Source organism: Microbacterium sp. ARD31 (assembly GCF_031844425.1).
Genome location: NZ_JAUZVE010000001.1, coordinates 451,234 through 468,403, shown reverse-complemented (window position 1 = coordinate 468,403; position 17,170 = coordinate 451,234). Strand labels below are relative to the sequence as shown.

General features: G+C 70.7%; 19 protein-coding genes and 2 tRNA genes. 7 read left to right on the top strand and 14 right to left on the bottom strand.

Features of this window, described 5'->3' with window-relative positions:
• The 5 genes from Q9S36_RS02365 to Q9S36_RS02345 all read right to left on the bottom strand — a co-directional run bounded on the left by Q9S36_RS02365 (position 1) and on the right by Q9S36_RS02345 (position 1,861).
• Positions 1–342 (bottom strand): metallopeptidase family protein, encoded by a 342-nt coding sequence (locus Q9S36_RS02365; RefSeq protein ID WP_064002475.1) that lies wholly within the window; start codon positions 340–342, stop codon positions 1–3.
• A gap of 34 nt (positions 343–376) precedes the next feature.
• A tRNA-His gene (locus tag Q9S36_RS02360) sits at positions 377–452 on the bottom strand.
• Between the two features lie 34 nt (positions 453–486).
• Positions 487–1,107, bottom strand: a complete 621-nt coding sequence (gene orn / locus Q9S36_RS02355; protein WP_082886092.1) for an oligoribonuclease — start codon at positions 1,105–1,107, stop codon at positions 487–489.
• A gap of 45 nt (positions 1,108–1,152) precedes the next feature.
• A tRNA-Arg gene (locus Q9S36_RS02350) sits at positions 1,153–1,225 on the bottom strand.
• A 27-nt stretch (positions 1,226–1,252) separates the two neighbouring features.
• The gene (locus tag Q9S36_RS02345; RefSeq protein WP_311283784.1) at positions 1,253–1,861 is read right to left on the bottom strand and encodes a hypothetical protein; all 609 of its coding nucleotides are present in this window, start codon (positions 1,859–1,861) and stop codon (positions 1,253–1,255) included.
• A gap of 60 nt (positions 1,862–1,921) precedes the next feature.
• Between Q9S36_RS02345 and Q9S36_RS02340 the strand changes: the two genes are divergently transcribed.
• A complete protein-coding gene (locus Q9S36_RS02340; RefSeq protein WP_311283783.1) occupies positions 1,922–3,346 on the top strand; it encodes a PLP-dependent aminotransferase family protein in 1,425 nt (474 codons plus the stop codon).
• 8 nt (positions 3,347–3,354) lie between these two features.
• Here Q9S36_RS02340 and Q9S36_RS02335 read toward each other — a convergent pair whose 3' ends face one another.
• On the bottom strand, positions 3,355–3,600 hold the full coding sequence (locus Q9S36_RS02335; RefSeq protein ID WP_311283782.1) for a hypothetical protein: 246 nt from the start codon (positions 3,598–3,600) through the stop codon (positions 3,355–3,357).
• A gap of 122 nt (positions 3,601–3,722) precedes the next feature.
• Between Q9S36_RS02335 and msrA the strand changes: the two genes are divergently transcribed.
• The 5 genes from msrA (at position 3,723) to Q9S36_RS02310 (ending at position 7,634) form a co-directional block, all read left to right on the top strand.
• The gene (gene msrA, locus Q9S36_RS02330; protein ID WP_253034424.1) at positions 3,723–4,247 is read left to right on the top strand and encodes a peptide-methionine (S)-S-oxide reductase MsrA; all 525 of its coding nucleotides are present in this window, start codon (positions 3,723–3,725) and stop codon (positions 4,245–4,247) included.
• A gap of 168 nt (positions 4,248–4,415) precedes the next feature.
• Positions 4,416–4,889 (top strand): single-stranded DNA-binding protein, encoded by a 474-nt coding sequence (locus Q9S36_RS02325; RefSeq protein WP_217531820.1) that lies wholly within the window; start codon positions 4,416–4,418, stop codon positions 4,887–4,889.
• Positions 4,890–4,934: 45 nt separating this feature from the next.
• The gene (locus Q9S36_RS02320) at positions 4,935–5,432 is read left to right on the top strand and encodes a DUF6993 domain-containing protein (protein ID WP_311283781.1); all 498 of its coding nucleotides are present in this window, start codon (positions 4,935–4,937) and stop codon (positions 5,430–5,432) included.
• 50 nt (positions 5,433–5,482) lie between these two features.
• Positions 5,483–7,162, top strand: a complete 1,680-nt coding sequence (gene ettA / locus Q9S36_RS02315; RefSeq protein ID WP_311283780.1) for an energy-dependent translational throttle protein EttA — start codon at positions 5,483–5,485, stop codon at positions 7,160–7,162.
• Positions 7,155–7,634: a thioesterase family protein gene (locus Q9S36_RS02310; RefSeq protein ID WP_311283779.1), complete on the top strand. Its 480-nt coding sequence runs from the start codon at positions 7,155–7,157 to the stop codon at positions 7,632–7,634. The genes ettA and Q9S36_RS02310 overlap by 8 nt, the downstream gene beginning before the upstream one ends.
• Before the next feature lie 6 nt (positions 7,635–7,640).
• Here Q9S36_RS02310 and Q9S36_RS02305 read toward each other — a convergent pair whose 3' ends face one another.
• The gene (locus Q9S36_RS02305; protein ID WP_217531826.1) at positions 7,641–8,513 is read right to left on the bottom strand and encodes an acyl-CoA thioesterase II; all 873 of its coding nucleotides are present in this window, start codon (positions 8,511–8,513) and stop codon (positions 7,641–7,643) included.
• 53 nt (positions 8,514–8,566) lie between these two features.
• Between Q9S36_RS02305 and Q9S36_RS02300 the strand changes: the two genes are divergently transcribed.
• Entirely contained in the window at positions 8,567–9,241 is a 675-nt protein-coding gene (locus Q9S36_RS02300; protein ID WP_311283778.1) for a hypothetical protein, read from the top strand.
• A gap of 13 nt (positions 9,242–9,254) precedes the next feature.
• Here Q9S36_RS02300 and Q9S36_RS02295 read toward each other — a convergent pair whose 3' ends face one another.
• The 7 genes from Q9S36_RS02295 to pepN all read right to left on the bottom strand — a co-directional run bounded on the left by Q9S36_RS02295 (position 9,255) and on the right by pepN (position 17,114).
• Positions 9,255–9,704, bottom strand: a complete 450-nt coding sequence (locus Q9S36_RS02295; protein WP_311283777.1) for a globin — start codon at positions 9,702–9,704, stop codon at positions 9,255–9,257.
• Entirely contained in the window at positions 9,701–10,765 is a 1,065-nt protein-coding gene (locus tag Q9S36_RS02290) for a mechanosensitive ion channel domain-containing protein (RefSeq protein WP_311283776.1), read from the bottom strand. The genes Q9S36_RS02295 and Q9S36_RS02290 overlap by 4 nt, the downstream gene beginning before the upstream one ends.
• Before the next feature lie 44 nt (positions 10,766–10,809).
• On the bottom strand, positions 10,810–11,472 hold the full coding sequence (locus tag Q9S36_RS02285; RefSeq protein ID WP_311283775.1) for a response regulator transcription factor: 663 nt from the start codon (positions 11,470–11,472) through the stop codon (positions 10,810–10,812).
• On the bottom strand, positions 11,469–12,719 hold the full coding sequence (locus Q9S36_RS02280; RefSeq protein WP_311283774.1) for a histidine kinase: 1,251 nt from the start codon (positions 12,717–12,719) through the stop codon (positions 11,469–11,471). Before Q9S36_RS02280 ends, Q9S36_RS02285 begins: the two co-directional genes overlap by 4 nt.
• A gap of 9 nt (positions 12,720–12,728) precedes the next feature.
• A complete protein-coding gene (locus Q9S36_RS02275; RefSeq protein ID WP_311283773.1) occupies positions 12,729–13,547 on the bottom strand; it encodes an ABC transporter permease subunit in 819 nt (272 codons plus the stop codon).
• Positions 13,544–14,458, bottom strand: a complete 915-nt coding sequence (locus Q9S36_RS02270; protein WP_311283772.1) for an ATP-binding cassette domain-containing protein — start codon at positions 14,456–14,458, stop codon at positions 13,544–13,546. Before Q9S36_RS02270 ends, Q9S36_RS02275 begins: the two co-directional genes overlap by 4 nt.
• Positions 14,459–14,564: 106 nt before the next feature.
• On the bottom strand, positions 14,565–17,114 hold the full coding sequence (pepN, locus tag Q9S36_RS02265) for an aminopeptidase N (protein WP_311283771.1): 2,550 nt from the start codon (positions 17,112–17,114) through the stop codon (positions 14,565–14,567).
• Positions 17,115–17,170: the final 56 nt, after the last annotated feature.

The window sequence follows — 17,170 nt, the reverse complement described above, 5'->3', positions numbered from 1 at the left end:
TCACGCCCATCCCAGTTCGTGCAGGCGCGTGTCGTCGATCCCGTAGAAGTGGGCGATCTCGTGCACGAGTGTCGTGTGCACCTCGTCGCGCAGCTGATCGAGGTCGTCGCACGCATCCAGGTGCGGCTCGCGGTAGACGATGATGCGGTCGGGGAGATCTCCCATTCCGTACCGGTCGCGCTCGGTCAGGGCGAGGCCGTCGTACAGTCCGAGCAGATCGAGGGATCCGTCCTCGGGGCGGTCCTCGACGACGAAGACGACGTTGTCGAGACCGGCGACCATCTCATCGGGCAGGGCGTCGAGTTCGGACGCCACGAGGTCCTCGAAGGCCTCGGCATCCATCTCGATCACGATCGCGCCTCATGAGGGGAAAGCATGGGGTGAGTAACGGGACTCGAACCCGCGACCCCCTGGACCACAACCAGGTGCTCTACCAACTGAGCTATACCCACCATGTGCCCGTCTCCGGGCAACCACACAAGTGTATTACAGACCCGAGGCGAACGATGACACCGTCGCGGCCGCGGCGCTCCGCGCGTCGTCGCTCGTCGGTCCGGGGGCGGCGACGAAGACCGTCTCGCGGTAGTACGCGAGTTCGCGGATGCTCTCGCGGATGTCGGCGAGGGCGCGGTGTCCGCCGTCCTTCGCGGGGGCGTTGAAGTACGCGCGGGGGTACCACCGCCGGGCCAGTTCCTTCACGCTCGACACGTCCACATTGCGGTAGTGCAGCCACCGGTCGACACGCGGCATGTAGCGGGCGAGGAACATCCGGTCCGTGCCGATCGTGTTGCCCGCCAGCGGCGCCTTGCCCTCGGGCACGAAGCGCTGGATGTACTCGAGCACCTGGAACTCGGCGTCGGCGAGGCTGACGCCGTTCGGGATCTCGGTCAGCAGACCCGAGCTCTCGTGCATCTTCGTGACGAAGTCGTTCATGTGGGCGAGGGCCGAGTCGTCCGGCTTGATGACGATCTGGAACCCCGGGTCGAGCACGCGGAGGTCGAAGTCGGTGATCACGACGGCGACCTCGACGAGCTCGTCCACCGACAGGTCGAGGCCCGTCATCTCGCAGTCGATCCAGACGAGGCGGTCGTTCTCCGCAGCTGACACGTGGTCTCCTCCCACAGGAGTCGGCGTGGTCACGGCGACTCGGAGCCCCTCCAGGAGGATTCGAACCCCCGACCTGGCGGGTAGAAACCGCTCGCTCTGTCCACTGAGCTATGGAGGGAAGGATGCTCGTTCCCCAGGCTACCGCTCAGACCGCGATGGTCGCTCGGCGTACACGCAGCGCCCGCCACCGCGCTGACAGGTCGAGGGCGAGGTGGACGCCGGGGCCGATGAGGACGGCGAACAGCACGGTTCCGAGCCCGACCGTACCACCGAGGAGCCAGCCGGTGACGAGCACGCTGCCCTCGACCGCGAACCGGCACACCCAGATCGGCCAGCCGAACCGCGCGTGCAGCCCCGTCATGAGTCCGTCCCGAGGGCCCGGCCCGAGGTCGGCCCCGAGGTAGATCCCGGATGCGGCGGCGATGAGCGCGATGCCCAGGAGGAAGACGACGACGCCCCAGAGGTAGTTCCCGATCGGGGGGATCACGGCCAGCGCGCCCTGCATGACCGTCCCGACGACGAGGATGTTCGCGATCGTTCCGATCCCGGGCTTCTGGCGGAGCGGGATCCACGCTACGAGGACGAGGGCGCCGGTGAGGACGACGATCCAGCCGATGCCGATCCCGGTCTGCAGCGCGAGTCCCTCGGCGAGCACCGTCCAGGGGTCGAGGCCGATGCCGGCCTGGACGAGCACGGCGCATCCGACGCCGAAGAGAGCGAGGCCGACGACGAGACGGATGAGGCGGAGGGTCATGAGTCCATTGCAGCGTACGATTGGCCTCCTGCACACAGTCCAATCTCGGATCGGTGGACCATGGACTCTCGAATCGGCGCCCGGACCCTCGCCGGCGCCCTCGGCGGCTGGCGGACGCGGACGCCCACCTACGAAGCCCTCGCCGACGGCATCCGGCTGCTCTGCCTCGACAACCGCATCCCGGCCAACACCGCCCTTCCCGCCGAGCGGGAACTCGCCGTGACCCTCGGACTCAGCCGCGCGACCGTCGCCGCCGCGTACCGCTCGCTGCGCGACAGCGGTCACATCGAGAGCACCCGCGGATCGGGGAGCGTGACGCTCCCGCAGGTGCGTCGCGGGACGGGCCGGGTCTTCGACGACGGGGACGGCATCGATCTGCAGCAGGCGAGTCCGGCCGCGTGGCCCGGCCTCGCGGGGATCATCGCCGAAGTCGGTGCCGATGCGGCATCCCTCGTCGGCCGGCCGGGCTACGACATCGTCGGCAGCAGCGAGCTGCGCACGGCGATTGCGGACCGGTACACGATGCGCGGCCTCCCGACTGCTCCCGACGAGATCCTGGTGACGAACGGCGGCCAGCACGCCATCCATCTCGTCACCTCCGCCCTCCTGCGTCCGGGCACGACGGCGCTGCTCGAGACGCCCACCTACCCGCACGCGACCGAGGCGATCAAGGCGACGGGCGCGAGGGTGACGGGGACACCGGTCACGGTGGAGGACGGCTGGGACCTCGACCGAGCGGTCCAGGCCTTCCGCCGCGCCCGGCCCACCCTCGCGTACCTCATGCCGTGGTTCCAGAATCCGACGGGACGGAGCATGACGACGGCGGATGCGGCGACGTTCCGCTCCGCGGCCGCCGGCGCGGGCACCGTGCTCGTGATCGACGAGACGACGGCGGAGCTCTCCATCGACGGCGACACCCCCGCCGCGCTCGACTTCGGCCCGCGCGCCGTCCGGATCGGATCCCTCGGCAAGACGGTCTGGGGCGGACTGCGTGTGGGGTGGGTCCGCGCCGAGCGGGCGTTCGTCCGCAGCCTCGTCGCGTCGCGGCCGCGGCGGGACCTCGGGACGGCGGAGTTCGAGCAGGCCGTCGCGACGCGCCTGGTCCGTTCGATGCACGAGATCCTGCCCCAGCGGGCGGAGCTCCTCGGGCGGGGGAGGGATGCCGCCGTCGCCGCGCTGCGCGAGACGGTGCCGACCTGGTCGGTGCCGGTGCCCCGTGGCGGTGTCTCGCTCTGGGTCGGGCTGGACGCGCCGCGCAGCGGCGGCCTGGTCCTGGCGGCTCGTCGCGAGGGGGTGCTCCTCTCGGCGGGTCCGCGCTTCTCGGTGGACGGCGGCTACGACGGACACCTGCGCCTGCCCTTCACCGCACCGCCGGAGCAGATCCGTCAGGCGGTCGCCGTCCTGGCACGCGTGTGGCCGGAGGTGACCGGTCGCACCGCGCTCCACCCCGTCGAGGAGCGCGAAGCGATGGCCGCGATCGTCTGATTCGTCGCTCAGCGGGAATCGTGGAGGGCCGCGACGGCGTCGTCCATACGCCAGAACTCCCCGACCTCGACGAAACCGCCCGCCGAGGCGCGGTAGCGTCGGGCGAGGTAGCGGCATCCGTCGCCGTCACCGGTCCGTGCGACGTGGCCGATCACGCGGCCCGACCCGTCGACGACACGCGCCACGCGGTCGGACACCGCGACCAACCGGTACGCACGGAACCGGTGGGCGGTGCTCGCTGCGATGGTGCTCATGGACCCTCCTCCGACGGTTCCACACGGTACGCTCGGCCTCCGACACTCCTCCCTCGGGGAACAGCGCAGCCGTCGCGCGCGTTCTCACCGGTGACGATCCAACAGTGAAAGGAAGGTCTCGCATGCAGACCTATGTGCTTGCCGGAGGCTGCTTCTGGTGTCTCGACGCCGCCTACCGCGCTCTCAACGGAGTCGTCTCGGTGGAGTCGGGATACGTCGGCGGATCGGTGCCGTCGCCGACGTACGAGCAGGTGTGCACCGGGACCACCGGGCACGCCGAGGCGGTCAAGGTGACCTTCGACGAGGAGGTCATCCCGTCCGACGTCATCCTGGATGCGTTCTTCACGATGCACGACCCGCGGCAGCTGAACCGCCAGGGCAACGACGTCGGCACCCAGTACCGGTCGGCGATGTTCCCCGCCGACGACGCGCAGCGCGAGACGTTCGAGCGTGCCGCCGAGCGCGCGGCCGAGTGGTGGGGCGGCGGACTCGTCACCACCATGGAGCCGCTGACGGAGTGGTACCCGGCCGAGGACTACCACCAGGACTTCTTCGCGAAGAACCCCGGTCAGGGCTACTGCCTCGCCGTCGCCGTTCCGAAGGTGAACAAGGTCCGGGCGCGGTTCGGCGAGTACGCCCGCAGCTGAGCCTCCTCCACAACGCCTCGGCCCCCGATCGGATCCACCGGTCGGGGGCCGAGGCGTTCGTGCGTGCGGCTCCGGCGCGATTCTGAGGGGGCTCCGACGCCCGCCGGGCACGCGGGCGTCGGAGCATCATCCGGGCACGCCGTGCCCCCGACCTCTCAAGGAGTCGCAATGAAGGATCACATCACGATCGTCGGCAACGTCGGCGCGGACCCCGAGTTCCGGCGGCTGCCCGACGGCACACCGGTGGTCTCCCTGCGGGTGGCGAGCACCGAACGCCGGTACGACGCGAAGGCCGGCGCGTGGGTCGACGGACACACGAGCTGGTACCGGGTGTCGGTGTTCCGCGCCCTCGGCGAGCACGTGGCCGCCTCCGTCCGACGGGGACAGCGCGTCGTCGTGCTCGGCACCCTCGCGATCAAGCGGTGGGAGGCCGGGGAGAAGTCGGGGACGGATGCCGAGATCGACGCTCTCGCCGTCGGGCACGACCTCGCGTTCGGGACGACCGTCTTCACCGGAACAAGTCGGCCGCGGGAAGAGGCCCGACCGGTCGAGGCGGATGCCGAGTGGGCACCGGCCGGGCCGGTCGAGGACTCCGCGGACGACCGCGTCGACCGCCCCGAACCGGTCGCGACGCCGTTCTGAGGGGACCCAGCCGGCTCGGAGGGCGCACGCCCTAGACTCTGGCCCGTGCGCCGACACCAGTCCCCGCGGGGAACCCGCCTGCTTCTCATCGCGTTCGCCCCCGCCGTGGCCGTGTCCCTCGTCGCGTGCGCGCCGGATGCGGCGCCGCGTGCCTCCGAGCCGGCCTCTCCTTCGCCGTCGGTGTCGTCGCCCGGTCCCACGCCCACGGGGACCCCGGGTCCTGCGGACGGCTCGGCGGAGGCGCTCCTGCCGACCTTCACCTCCGTCATGGACGAGGTGTGGCGCGGATCGAAGTCCGTGAAAGGCCGCGACTACGTCGACGCGCTCGTCGCCGCCGGATTCGCGAAGGACGCCATGCAGGTCACCTTCGACGAGACGTCCGTCGGCCTCCCGGCCGACAGCATCCAGTTCTCGGTGCGCATCGATGACGAGTGCCTCGTCGGGCAGGTCGGTCCGTCGGTGCCGGGCCCGACCGCACTCGTGATGCCGGGGCTTCCCGCGGGGGAGTGCCTGGTGGGGGAGACCCGCCCGATCGACTGGTGACCGCTCCGCGGTGCCGCAGGACGAAGCGTCGCCCGTAGACTTGGGTCGTTATGGCCGAATACATCTACTCCATGGTCCGCGCCCGCAAGGCCGTCGGCGAAAAGCTCATCCTGGACGACGTCACGATGGCGTTCCTGCCCGGTGCCAAGATCGGCATGGTCGGCCCCAACGGCGCCGGTAAGTCGACGATCCTGAAGATCATGGCGGGCCTCGACACCCCGTCCAACGGCGAGGCGAAGCTCTCCCCGGGCTTCTCGGTCGGCATCCTCATGCAGGAGCCCGAGCTCGACGAGTCCAAGACGGTCCTTGAGAACATCCAGGACGGCGTGGCGATCAAGCCCAAGCTCGACCGCTTCAACGAGATCTCCGCCCTCATGGCGGACCCCGACGCCGACTTCGACGCGCTCCTGGCCGAGATGGGCACCCTGCAGGAGGAGATCGACGCCGCCGACGGCTGGGACCTCGACTCCCAGCTGGCGCAGGCCATGGACGCGCTGCGCACCCCGTCGGCCGACGCCGCCATCGCGCCGCTGTCCGGTGGTGAGAAGCGCCGCGTCGCCCTCGCCAAGCTCCTGCTCCAGAAGCCGGACCTCCTGCTCCTCGACGAGCCCACCAACCACCTCGACGCCGAGAGCGTCCTGTGGCTCGAGCAGCACCTGCAGGCCTACAAGGGCGCCGTCATCGCCATCACCCACGACCGGTACTTCCTCGACAACGTCGCGGAATGGATCGCCGAGGTCGACCGCGGGCGCCTCATCGGCTACGAGGGCAACTACTCGACCTACCTGGAGAAGAAGGCCGAGCGCCTCGACATCCAGGGCAAGAAGGACGCCAAGCTCGCCAAGCGCCTGAAGGAAGAACTCGACTGGGTGCGCTCGAGCGCCAAGGGCCGCCAGACCAAGTCGAAGGCGCGCCTGGCCCGCTACGAGGAGATGGCCGCCGAGGCCGAGCGCACGCGCAAGCTCGACTTCGAGGAGATCACGATCCCGCCCGGGCCGCGTCTGGGCAACGTCGTCATCGAGGCGAAGAAGCTGCAGAAGGGCTTCGGCGACCGTTCGCTCATCGACGGGCTCAGCTTCAGCCTGCCGCCGAACGGTATCGTCGGCGTCATCGGCCCCAACGGCGTCGGCAAGACGACCCTCTTCAAGACGATTGTCGGTCTCGAACCCCTCGACGGCGGCGACCTGAAGATCGGCGAGACCGTCAAGATCAGCTACGTCGACCAGTCGCGCGCCAACATCGACCCCAACAAGACGCTGTGGGAGGTCGTCTCGGACGGGCTCGACATCATCACGGTCGGCAAGACCGAGATCCCCTCGCGCGCCTACGTGTCGAAGTTCGGTTTCAAGGGACCGGACCAGCAGAAGAAGGCCGGGGTGCTCTCCGGCGGTGAGCGGAACCGCCTGAACCTGGCTCTCACCCTCAAGGAGGGCGGCAACCTGCTCCTCCTCGACGAGCCGACGAACGACCTCGACGTCGAGACCCTGAGCTCGCTCGAGAACGCCCTGCTCGAGTTCCCCGGCTGCGCCGTGGTCATCACCCACGACCGGTGGTTCCTCGACCGCATCGCGACGCACATCCTCGCCTACGAGGGCACGGCCGAGAAGCCCGACCAGTGGTACTGGTTCGAGGGCAACTTCGAGGCGTACGAGGCGAACAAGGTCGAGCGACTGGGGGCGGATGCCGCCAACCCGGCCAAGTCGACCTACCGCAAGCTGACGCGTGACTGAGGCCCGCATCCGGGTCCCCATCCACCTCCGGTGGGGGGACCTGGACGCGTACAACCACGTCAACAACGCGTCCATGCTGAAACTCCTCGAGGAGGCGCGCGTCCGCGCCTTCTGGATGCCGGGCGCCACCGAGCGCGCCGTGCCCACCGCGGTCATCGACGCGAGCCACGGCGCGGCGCAGCTGACGCTCATCGCGCGGCAGGAGATCGAGTACCTCGCGCCGGTGCCGTACCAGCGGGACCCGATCGACGTGCAGATGTGGTTCGGCAAGATCTGCGGATCGAGCGCCGAGGTGCACTACGAGGTCTTCACGCCCGAGGGCCACGAACCGCGCACGCTGTACGCACGGGCATCCACCGTCATCGTCCAGGTGGATGCGGTCACCGGGCGCCCTGTGCGGCTGTCGCCAGAGACGCGTGCCGCCTGGGAGCCCTACCTCGGCGAACCGCTGCCGCCGCTCGGACGCCGCTGAGGCGGCTCACTCGGGTGCGGGCACCCGGATCATGATCTCCTGCGCGACCGAGGCCACCAGCTGACCGTCGCGGGAGAAGATCCGGCCCGTCGCGAGCCCGCGACCGCCCTGCGCGCTCGGCGACTGCTGCACGTACAGCAGCCACTCGTCGACCCGCGCCGGGCGGTGCCACCACATCGCGTGGTCGAGGCTCGCGACCTTGAGGCCGGGGGTGGACCACGACGTGCCGTGCGCCCGCAGCACCGGCTCCTGGATCGTGAGATCGCTCATGTAGGCGAGGGCGGCCCGGTGCAGGCGCGGGTCGTCGGGCAGGTCGCCGCGGGTGCGGACCCAGACGGACTGCTGCGCCACCTTCTCGTCGCCCGCCGTCGCGTAAAGGGGCTGCTCGACGTGACGCACCTCGATGGGACTCTGGTCGAAGTGCCGCTTGCTCATCGGGTGGAGTCCGGCGAGCACCGCGTCGTCCGACAGGTCCTCGGGTCCGGGGACGCCCGCCGGCATCTCGTCCTGGTGCTCGAGCCCCGTGGCGTCCGTCTCGAACGACGCGATCATCGAGAAGATCGGGACGCCCTCCTGGAACGCCTGAGTGCGGCGGGTCGAGAACGACCGGCCGTCGTGGATGCGGTCCACGGAGAAGGTCATCCCGCGCGTCGAGTCACCCGGCCGCAGGAAGTAGCCGTGCATCGAGTGGGCGGCGCGATCGTCCTCGACGGTGCGCTCCGCGGCGATGACCGCCTGTGCGAGGACCTGCCCGCCGAACACCCGGCCGAGCGGCATCGACTGCGACACCCCGGTGAAGATGTCCTCGGTCGTGCGGGCATCGCTCGACGCGAGATCCAACACCGCCAGCAAACCGTCGACGTGATCCGATTCGCGCACAGCGTCCCCTCCCGGGCGACCCGAGGCGGCGCCCGGTTGGTAGTTTAGGTCGGATGGCCCCGCAGCTCGTTTTCCCCGACCCGCGCTCGGCGGCAGACCTCCTCACGTTCGCCGGACGCGCCGCCCGACTGGGCGATCCCGCCGTCCGCCTCCGCGCCGCCTCCGGCACGCTCGCCGTCTCCGCGGCCCCGCTCTCGCCGCGCGGGTTCGGCGAGGACACCCCGACGGTGCTCGGCATGCGGTTCCTGCGCATCGACCCCGAGCTCGCCTGCGATCTGGTGGTGGATGCCGGTGCCCTCCGCGCGGGAGACGACGCCACCCGTGTCGCCCTGCCCGACAGCGGCGTCTCGGCGGCGTGGGCGGGCATCTCCCCGCCGCGCAGCGGATGGGTGCCGGGCGATCCGGTGCCGGTCGAGAACCTCGCGCGCGCCGTGCGTCGCGGCGTCGACGAGGTGGCCCGTGCTCTGCCGGCGTCCCCCGGGGAGGACCTCGTGCGCACCGTCCGCGCCGCCGTCTGGGGCGCCGAGGACACCGAGTTGAACGGGCTCATCGCCGGGGTCGCCTTCGCGGCCGACGCACTCGGGTTCCTCGGGCCGGATGCGGGAGGGGAGGCATCCGTCCTCCGGACCGGCACGTGGACACGTGTCACGCTGCCCCGCGGTCACGTCCTCGTCCGGGCGGGCAACCCGACGGGGCTGACCGCCGTCCGCGCGACCGGCACCCGCTGAGCGGACGACGGGCTCAGGACTCGGGACGCACCGGCAGTGTCGACCCGCCGTGCGGCTTCGCGGTCGGTCCGATGCCCGTCGGCTCGAAGGTGTTCACCATGGCGTGGGCGGCACGCTGGAGGTAGTCCCACAGCGTCGCCTCGTGCAGCGGCGACAGGTGCGCCTCGTCGACCGCGATGCGCATGGCTCGCAGCCAGCGGTCCCGGGCGTCCGGGTTGACGTGGAACGGCGCGTGGCGCATCCGCAGGCGCGGGTGGCCGCGCGTCTCGCCGTAGGTGGTCGGCCCGCCCCAGTACTGCTCGAGGAAGAGCAGCAGCCGTTCGGCGGCGGGACCGAGGTCCTCCTCCGGGTACATGGGGCGGAGCACGTCGTCGGCGGCGACTTCGCGGTAGAACACGTCGACGATGCGCCGGAACACCTCGTGCCCGCCGACCTCGTCGTAGAAGCTCACGGTCTCGCTCACGGGGCCGAGCTCCCCTCGGGTGCGTCCCCGTCGGTGCGCCCGCGTTTCTTCGGCCGCCACGCCAGCCGCGGCGGAGTAGCCGGAGCGACCTGCTGGGGCTTGGTCTTGGGCGGGTTCGCTCCGCGGATGCTCTGCACGGCGTCCGCACCCTCGAGCAGGGTGGACTGGAGCTGGGGGAGCGGCACACCGAGCGCGTCGAGCGCCGACTTCAGGCGCTTGCGCAGCGCACGCGAGACGTCGTCCTTCGCGTTCGGCCGGGTCTTGAGCACGAGACGCGTCACGAGGGTGTCGCCGTCGATCGACTCGAGCCCCCAGATCTCGGGCTTGTCGATGATGCGCGTACGCCATTTCGGTTCGCGGACGAGATCCTTCGCCGCGGTGAGCATGGCGTCCTCGACGGCGTCGATGTCGGCATCGGCCGGGACCCCGACATCGATCACGACGCGCGCCCAGCCCTGCGACATGTTGCCGATCCGGGTGATCTCACCGTTGCGGACGAACCAGAGCGTGCCGTTGACGTCGCGCACGTGCGTGACGCGGACGCTCACGTACTCGACGATGCCGGTCGCGAGCCCCACATCGACGACGTCGCCGATGCCGATCTGGTCCTCGGCCACGATGAAGATGCCGTTGAGGACGTCCTTGACGATGTTCTGCGCGCCGAAGCCCAAGCCCGCACCGATGGCCGCGGACAGCAGGGCGAAGGAGCCGAGCACCCCCTGGTTGATGATCGACACGATCGTGAGCACCGCGACGATGACGATCGCCACGTTGACGATGTTGGTGAGGATCGATCCCAGCGTGCGGGTGCGCTGGACGATCCGGACCCGCGCCAGCGGCGACATGTCGATCGCGCGCGTGTCCTCGGCGGCCGCGCGGGACTTGGCGCCCGTCACGATCCGGTCCACGACGCGGGCGATGAGCCGTCGCATCAACCACGACGCGGCGAGGGCCACCACGACGGTGACCGCCACCCACAGGATGTTCCAGCCCGCATCGACGAGGAAGCGGAGGAAGCCGTCGCGGACGGTCTCCCAGTCGACAGCACCCGTTCCGTTCATCCCACCGATTCTATCGAGCCCGTCCCGGACCGGCCTGAGACGCGTCAGGAGTCGGCCGGGTCCGCCAGCCCGTGGGCGATGAGCACAGCGTGCACCCGGTCGCGCGCCGGGAGCTTGGCGAGGATCCGCCCGACGTGCGTCTTGACGGTGGATTCGCTGAGGAACAGCGCCGCGGAGATCTCCGCGTTCGTGAGCCCGCGCGCCATCGCGTCGAGCACCTCCTGCTCGCGGGCCGTCAATGCGGCGCTCCGGTGCGGCTCGGGGTGCGGTCGCCCTCCCGCGGTGACCAGCTCGATCATCCGGCGGGTGACGCGGGGCGAGAGCGTGGCCTCGCCGGCAGCGACCGCCCGGACGGCCGCGACGAGCTCTTCCCGCTCGGCATCCTTCAGAAGGAAGCCGCCGGCACCGGCGCGGAGCGCGCCGAAGGCGTACTCGTCGAGGTCGAACGTCGTCAGGACGAGCACGCGGGTGCCGGGATGGTCGCGACGGATGCGGCGGGTCGCCTCGATGCCGTCCAGCCCCGGCATCCGCACGTCCATCAGAACGACGTCGGGCGCGAGCGCGGCGACGGCGTCGACGGCCGCGGCTCCGTCCGCGGCCTCGCCGACCACCTCGATGTCGTCGGCGGCTTCGAGCACCATCCGGAACCCCAGGCGGATGAGGGACTGATCGTCGGTGATGACCACGCGGATCGGTCGCTCGCTCATCCCTGCTCCTCCCGCGGCAGCCACGCCCGCACCGTCCATCCTCGCTGCTCGCCGGGGCCGGCCGTCACGGTGCCGCCCGCGAGTTCGACGCGCTCGCGCACACCCTGGAGGCCGAAGCCTCCCGCCGCCGAGGGAATCGGGGCGGACAGGCCGTCGTCGACGACCGAGACCGTGACTCCTTCGTCGGTGTACCGGATGTCCACGTCGATGCGGGTGGCCGCACGGGCATGGCGCAGCACGTTGGTCACGCCCTCCTGGACGATCCGCGACACCGCCAACCGCGTCGCCGTCGGCACGTCGGGCTCGCCCACCACCGTGAGGTGCGTCTCGAAGCCCGCAGCGCGGGCGGAGGCGACCGTCTCCGCCGTCGTGTCACGGACGAGGGGCGCGAGGGGAGCGGCATCCGTGTCCCGCAGGACGCCGAGGGTCGCCCGCATGTCGCGGAGCGCCTCGCGACCCGTCGCCGAGATCGCCTCCGCACCGGGACGGGCCTGCGCGGCATCCTTCGACGCGGCCACCCCCTCGGCCAACGCGACCATCACCGTCAGCGAGTGGGCGACGATGTCGTGCAGCTCGCGGGCGATCCGCTCGCGCTCGGCTGCGGCGGCGAGCTGCGCCTGCTGATCCCGCTCGACGAGGAGGCGGCGGGAGTGCGCGATGAGGGCTTCGACGTAGCGTTTGCGGCCGCCGACGTTCGCGCCGACGAGCCCTCCGATCAGCATCAGAAGCGCTTCGCCGATGAGGACGTTCCAGGCGATGTCGGGGGCGATGATGCCGCTGAACCCGAGCGCACCCGCCACGACGACCAACAGCGAGAGCCCCGCTCCCACGGCGATCAGGCAGACCCGATTGCCGCGGTAGACCGCGACGGTGTAGGTCGCGATCCCGACGAGCGGCCCGCCCAGCGACACCGGGGAGAAGAGGTAGGCCGCCGCGACGAGGACGGTGATCGCGAAGACGCCGACGGGGTTGCGACGACGGACGAGGAGGGCGAAGCTCCCGAGGATGACGACCGACGCGAGGACCGGCCAGATGCGGTCCCAGGTCTGCGGGTCGATCCGATCGTCTGCGACGGCCCGGTCCGGCAGGGCGACGACCGGAGCGACCGAGAGGAGCAGACAGAAGCCCGCGATCGCGATGTCGGTGAGGACCGGGTGACGCGCCCAGAACCGCCGGAGGACGCCGGGGGGACGCGGAAGCCGCGGCTCGGCCTCGGGAGAGGCGTCGCCACGGCTTCCGGTGATCACCCGATGACCTTACGCGTCGCGGGTGCGCAGCACGGCCCAGCCGAGGAGCAGGGCGCCCGCGGGCCAGGCGACGGTCGCGGCGAGAGAGGGCCAGAAGACCTCTCCGTCCAGATCCGTGAGCGCCGCGGCCGCGTTGCCCGGCAGCCAACGGCCGAGATCGACGATCCACTGCCACGACTCGCCGAACAGCATGAACAGCTGCAGCACGAGGGGCAGGACGAACAGGATGCCGACGGTCGTCGCGATCGCCCCGGCACCGTTGCGGACGATGAACCCCCACCCGAGGCCGAGTAAGCCGAATGTGGCCATGGCCAGCATGCTGAGCAGCAGCGGCAGCCACAGCTCCTTCGCGTCGCCCCAGGCGTAGGAGTCGGCGCCGAGGATCGGCATGATCACGAGCCCGGCGATCGCCGACGTCACGGCCGCGAGCAGGGCGAGGGTCGTCGCGATCACGACGGACTTGGCCACGAGCACACGACCACGGCGGGGCTCGGCCGTGAGGGTCGAGCGGATCATCCCGGTCGAGTACTCGCCGGTGATCGCCATGGCGCCCAGGATGCCGGCCACGAGCATCGTGAACTGAACGGGCAGGGTGATGGCGGCGACGGGGCTCAACCCGGGACCGAAGCTCGACGACGCACCGGCGATCATCGCCGCCAGTCCGACAGTGAGGAGGGCGGCGATGCCCAGGGACCACCATGTCGAGCGCAGCGTGAACAGTTTGAGGAACTCGCTGCGCACGAGGCGACCGAACGACAGCCGGGCCGACGGGTGACCCGGGGCGGACGTCTGACGGGTCAGGGGAGCGGACGGGGCGATGGCGGTCATCGCGCGACCTCCTTGGTCTGGTACTCGACAGCACCTTCGGTGAGGGCGAGGTAGGCGTCTTCGAGCGACCCGCTGCGCGGAGTCAGCTCGTGGAGCGGGATACCGGCATGGGCGGCGGTGTCGCCGACCGCCGCGGCGGTGAGGCCGGTGACCTCGAGCACGCCGTCGGCACCGGACGAGACGGTCACGTCCGCGGCGGCCAAGGCGTTCGCGAGCTCGGCGGCGCGCGGAGAGCGCACCAGCACGGTGGTCCGGGTCCAGGCGCGCACGATCTCATCGATGCCCGCATCCGCGAGCACGCGCCCGCGACCCAGGACGATGACGTGGTCCGCCGTCTGCGCCATCTCGCTCATCAAGTGGCTCGACAGCAGGACGGTCCGCCCCTCGGCGGCCTGTGCTCGCACGAACTGCCGGACCCAGCGGACACCCTCGGGGTCGAGTCCGTTGACGGGCTCGTCGAGGATGAGGGTGCGCGGGTCACCGAGCAGGGCGGCGGCGATCCCGAGGCGCTGGCCCATGCCGAGCGAGAACCCGCCGGCGCGTTTGCCGGCGACGCTCTGGAGACCCGTGATCTCGATCACCTCGTCGACGCGCGAACGCGGGATGCCGTGGGTCGCGGCCATGGCCCGCAGGTGACTGCGCGCGCTGCGGCCGGTGTGGACCGCCTTCGCGTCGAGGAGGATGCCGACCTCCGTCAAGGGCGAGCGCATCGACCGGTACTCGCGTCCGTCCAGGGTGACCCGGCCGGCCGTGGGCCGGTCGAGCCCGACGATCATGCGCATCGTCGTCGACTTCCCGGCGCCGTTCGGGCCGAGGAATCCCGTCACCTTCCCGGGTTGGACGGCGAAGTCGATCCCGTCGACGGCGGTCTTGTCTCCGTACCTCTTCGTGAGGCCTTCTGCAACGATCATGACCTCGACGTTACGGACCGGATGCGTCCGCCGCGTCCCCCGTGAGGGCGATATCGACGAGGGGGCGTCGTACCACGGTACGACGCCCCCTCGTGTGTCCGGCGGCTCAGTCCTGGCGGTCGCGCTCCTGCACGGAGAGGGCACGCTCGACGCCGGCGAGGTTCTCGTTCACCAGGCGTCGGAGGGCAGCGGGCGCGTCCCGGTGCTCGGCGAGCCAGCCGCGCGTGGCGTCACGCAGGGCGGCATCGGCGAGGGGAGCCGGGTACAGCCCCACGATCAGGTACTGCGCGATCTGGTAGGTGCGCGACTCCCACACCGGCAGCAGCATGTCGAAGTACGCGTCGACGAACTCGCGGAGCGCGGGCACGCCCGCCGGGTGCACGAATCCGGCCGCGGCCGAACGCACCACGGTGTTGGGCAGGTCGGCGCTGTCGACGAGGGACTGCCAGGCGGCGCGCTTGGCCTCCACCGACGGGAGCGCCGCGCGCGCCTGGGCGGCGAACTCGCCGCCCTTCGCGGTGTTGTCGGCCGCCAGGGCCTCGTCGATCTCCGCTGCGGAGACGACTCCGCCGGCGGCGAGCGACACGAGGAGCGCCCACGAGAGGTCGGCATCGATCTCGAGCCCGGGCAGCTCCTGCGCGCCGGAGCGCAACTGCGCGACGCGCTCCCATTGAGCAGGGGTGGATGCCGCCGACGCGTACGCCGTGACGAACTGCAGCTGGCTGTCGCTGCCGGCCTCGGCATCCTGCGCGAGGGCCCAGAGGCCCTCGGCGACGCGCTCGCGCGCGACGTCCCGGGTCGCCGGGTCCACGTAGGAGTTCGCGGCGAGCTGCAGCTGGGCGAGAGTGGTGCGCACGGTGGTCGACTCGGTCTCGGTGCCGATGTTCTGCAGCACCAGGTCGAGGTACTCGGTCGCCGACGCCTCTCCGTCACGCGTCTGGTCCCACGCCGCGCCCCAGACGAGCGAGCGGGCGAGCGGGTCGCTGATCTTGCTGAGGTGCGCCGTGGCGGTGCGCAGCGACTTCTCGTCGAGGCGGATCTTGGCGTACGCGAGGTCGTTGTCGTTCAGCAGCACGAGGTCCGGCTGCCGGTGCCCCACGAGGTCGGGGACCTCGGTGAGGTCGCCGTCGACGTCGAGCTCGAGGTGGTGCGTCCGGACGAGCTCCTCGCCCTGCAGCGTGTAGAAGCCCACTCCCAGGCGGTGCGGGCGGATCGTCGGGTAGTCGGCCGGGGCTGTCTGGACGATCGCGAAGCGCGTGATCACACCGTCACCGTCGACGCGGATCTCGGGAGCGAGCGTGTTGACGCCGGCCGTCTCGAGCCACTTCTTGGACCAGGTGGTGAGCTCGCGCCCGCTCGTGCTCTCGAGCTCCACCAGGAGGTCGCTGAGCTCGGTGTTGCCCCACGCGTGCTTCTGGAAGTACGCCGACACCCCCGCGAAGAACGCCTCGATGCCCACCCAGGCGGCGAGCTGCTTGAGGACGGATCCGCCCTTGGCGTACGTGATGCCGTCGAAGTTGACCTGCACGTCCTCGAGATCGTTGATCTCGGCGAAAACGGGGTGCGTCGAGGGGAGCTGGTCCTGACGGTATGCCCAGGTCTTCTCCATGGCGTTGAACGTCGTCCACGCCTCGGTCCACTCCGTCGCCTCCGCCGTGGCGATGGTCGACGCCCACTCGGCGAACGATTCGTTCAGCCAGAGGTCGTTCCACCACTTCATGGTGACGAGGTCGCCGAACCACATGTGCGCGAGCTCGTGGAGGATCGTGACGACGCGGCGCTCCTTGACGGCATCCGTCACCTTCGAGCGGAACACGTAGGTCTCGGTGAAGGTGACGGCGCCGGCGTTCTCCATGGCGCCCGCGTTGAACTCGGGCACGAACAGCTGGTCGTACTTCGCGAACGGGTAGGGGACGCCGAACTTGTCCTCGAAGTAGGCGAAGCCCTGGCGGGTCTTCTCGAAGACGTAGTCGGCGTCGAGGTACTGCCACAGGCTCTTGCGCGCGTAGACGCCGAGCGAGATCGTGCGCCCGTCCGAGCTCGTGAGCTCCGAGAACACCTGCTCGTACGGACCGGCGACGAGGGCCGTGATGTACGACGAGATGCGCGGCGTCGGCTCGAACGACCAGGTCGCGAGGCCCTCACCCGCGGGCTGCGGCTCGGGGGTAGGGGAGTTGGAGACCACCTTCCACGCGTCGGGAGCCGTCACGGTGAAGCGGAACGTGGCCTTCAGGTCGGGCTGCTCGAAGACCGCGAAGACGCGACGCGAGTCCGGCACCTCGAACTGCGTGTAGAGGTAGACCTCGCCGTCGACGGGGTCGACGAAGCGGTGCAGGCCCTCTCCGGTGTTCGTGTACTCGCAGTCGGCGACGACGACGAGCTCGTTCTCGTCGGTGAGTCCCTCGAGCGCGATGCGCGAATCGGCGTACACCGCGGCGGGGTCGAGCGAGCGACCGTTGAGCGTGATCTCGCGGACGGTGCGGGCGATCAGGTCGACGAAGGTCGACGCGCCGGCGGTGGCGGCGAAGCGGATGACGCTCCGCGACGCGAAGACCTCGTCACCGGTGGTCAGATCGAGGGCGACGTCGTACGCGTGCGTCTCGACGGTCGCGCGGCGCTCCTGCGCTTCGATGCGGGTGAGGTTCTCTCCAGGCACGTTCGTGTCTCCCAGGGGTGAGGGTGGGGTGCCGTGGACAGGCGCTGCTGGCGCCG

What these genes read in the sequence shown, in the direction of transcription:
- Q9S36_RS02365 (WP_064002475.1), bottom strand. Translation starts at nt 342, where the DNA reads ATGGATGCCGAGGCCTTCGAGGACCTCGTGGCGTCCGAACTCGACGCC.
- Q9S36_RS02345 (WP_311283784.1), bottom strand. Translation starts at nt 1,861, where the DNA reads ATGACCCTCCGCCTCATCCGTCTCGTCGTCGGCCTCGCTCTCTTCGGC.
- Q9S36_RS02340 (WP_311283783.1), top strand. Translation starts at nt 1,922, where the DNA reads ATGGACTCTCGAATCGGCGCCCGGACCCTCGCCGGCGCCCTCGGCGGC.
- Q9S36_RS02335 (WP_311283782.1), bottom strand. Translation starts at nt 3,600, where the DNA reads ATGAGCACCATCGCAGCGAGCACCGCCCACCGGTTCCGTGCGTACCGG.
- msrA (WP_253034424.1), top strand. Translation starts at nt 3,723, where the DNA reads ATGCAGACCTATGTGCTTGCCGGAGGCTGCTTCTGGTGTCTCGACGCC.
- Q9S36_RS02325 (WP_217531820.1), top strand. Translation starts at nt 4,416, where the DNA reads ATGAAGGATCACATCACGATCGTCGGCAACGTCGGCGCGGACCCCGAG.
- ettA (WP_311283780.1), top strand. Translation starts at nt 5,483, where the DNA reads ATGGCCGAATACATCTACTCCATGGTCCGCGCCCGCAAGGCCGTCGGC.
- Q9S36_RS02300 (WP_311283778.1), top strand. Translation starts at nt 8,567, where the DNA reads ATGGCCCCGCAGCTCGTTTTCCCCGACCCGCGCTCGGCGGCAGACCTC.
- Q9S36_RS02290 (WP_311283776.1), bottom strand. Translation starts at nt 10,765, where the DNA reads ATGAACGGAACGGGTGCTGTCGACTGGGAGACCGTCCGCGACGGCTTC.
- Q9S36_RS02285 (WP_311283775.1), bottom strand. Translation starts at nt 11,472, where the DNA reads ATGAGCGAGCGACCGATCCGCGTGGTCATCACCGACGATCAGTCCCTC.
- Q9S36_RS02275 (WP_311283773.1), bottom strand. Translation starts at nt 13,547, where the DNA reads ATGACCGCCATCGCCCCGTCCGCTCCCCTGACCCGTCAGACGTCCGCC.
- Q9S36_RS02270 (WP_311283772.1), bottom strand. Translation starts at nt 14,458, where the DNA reads ATGATCGTTGCAGAAGGCCTCACGAAGAGGTACGGAGACAAGACCGCC.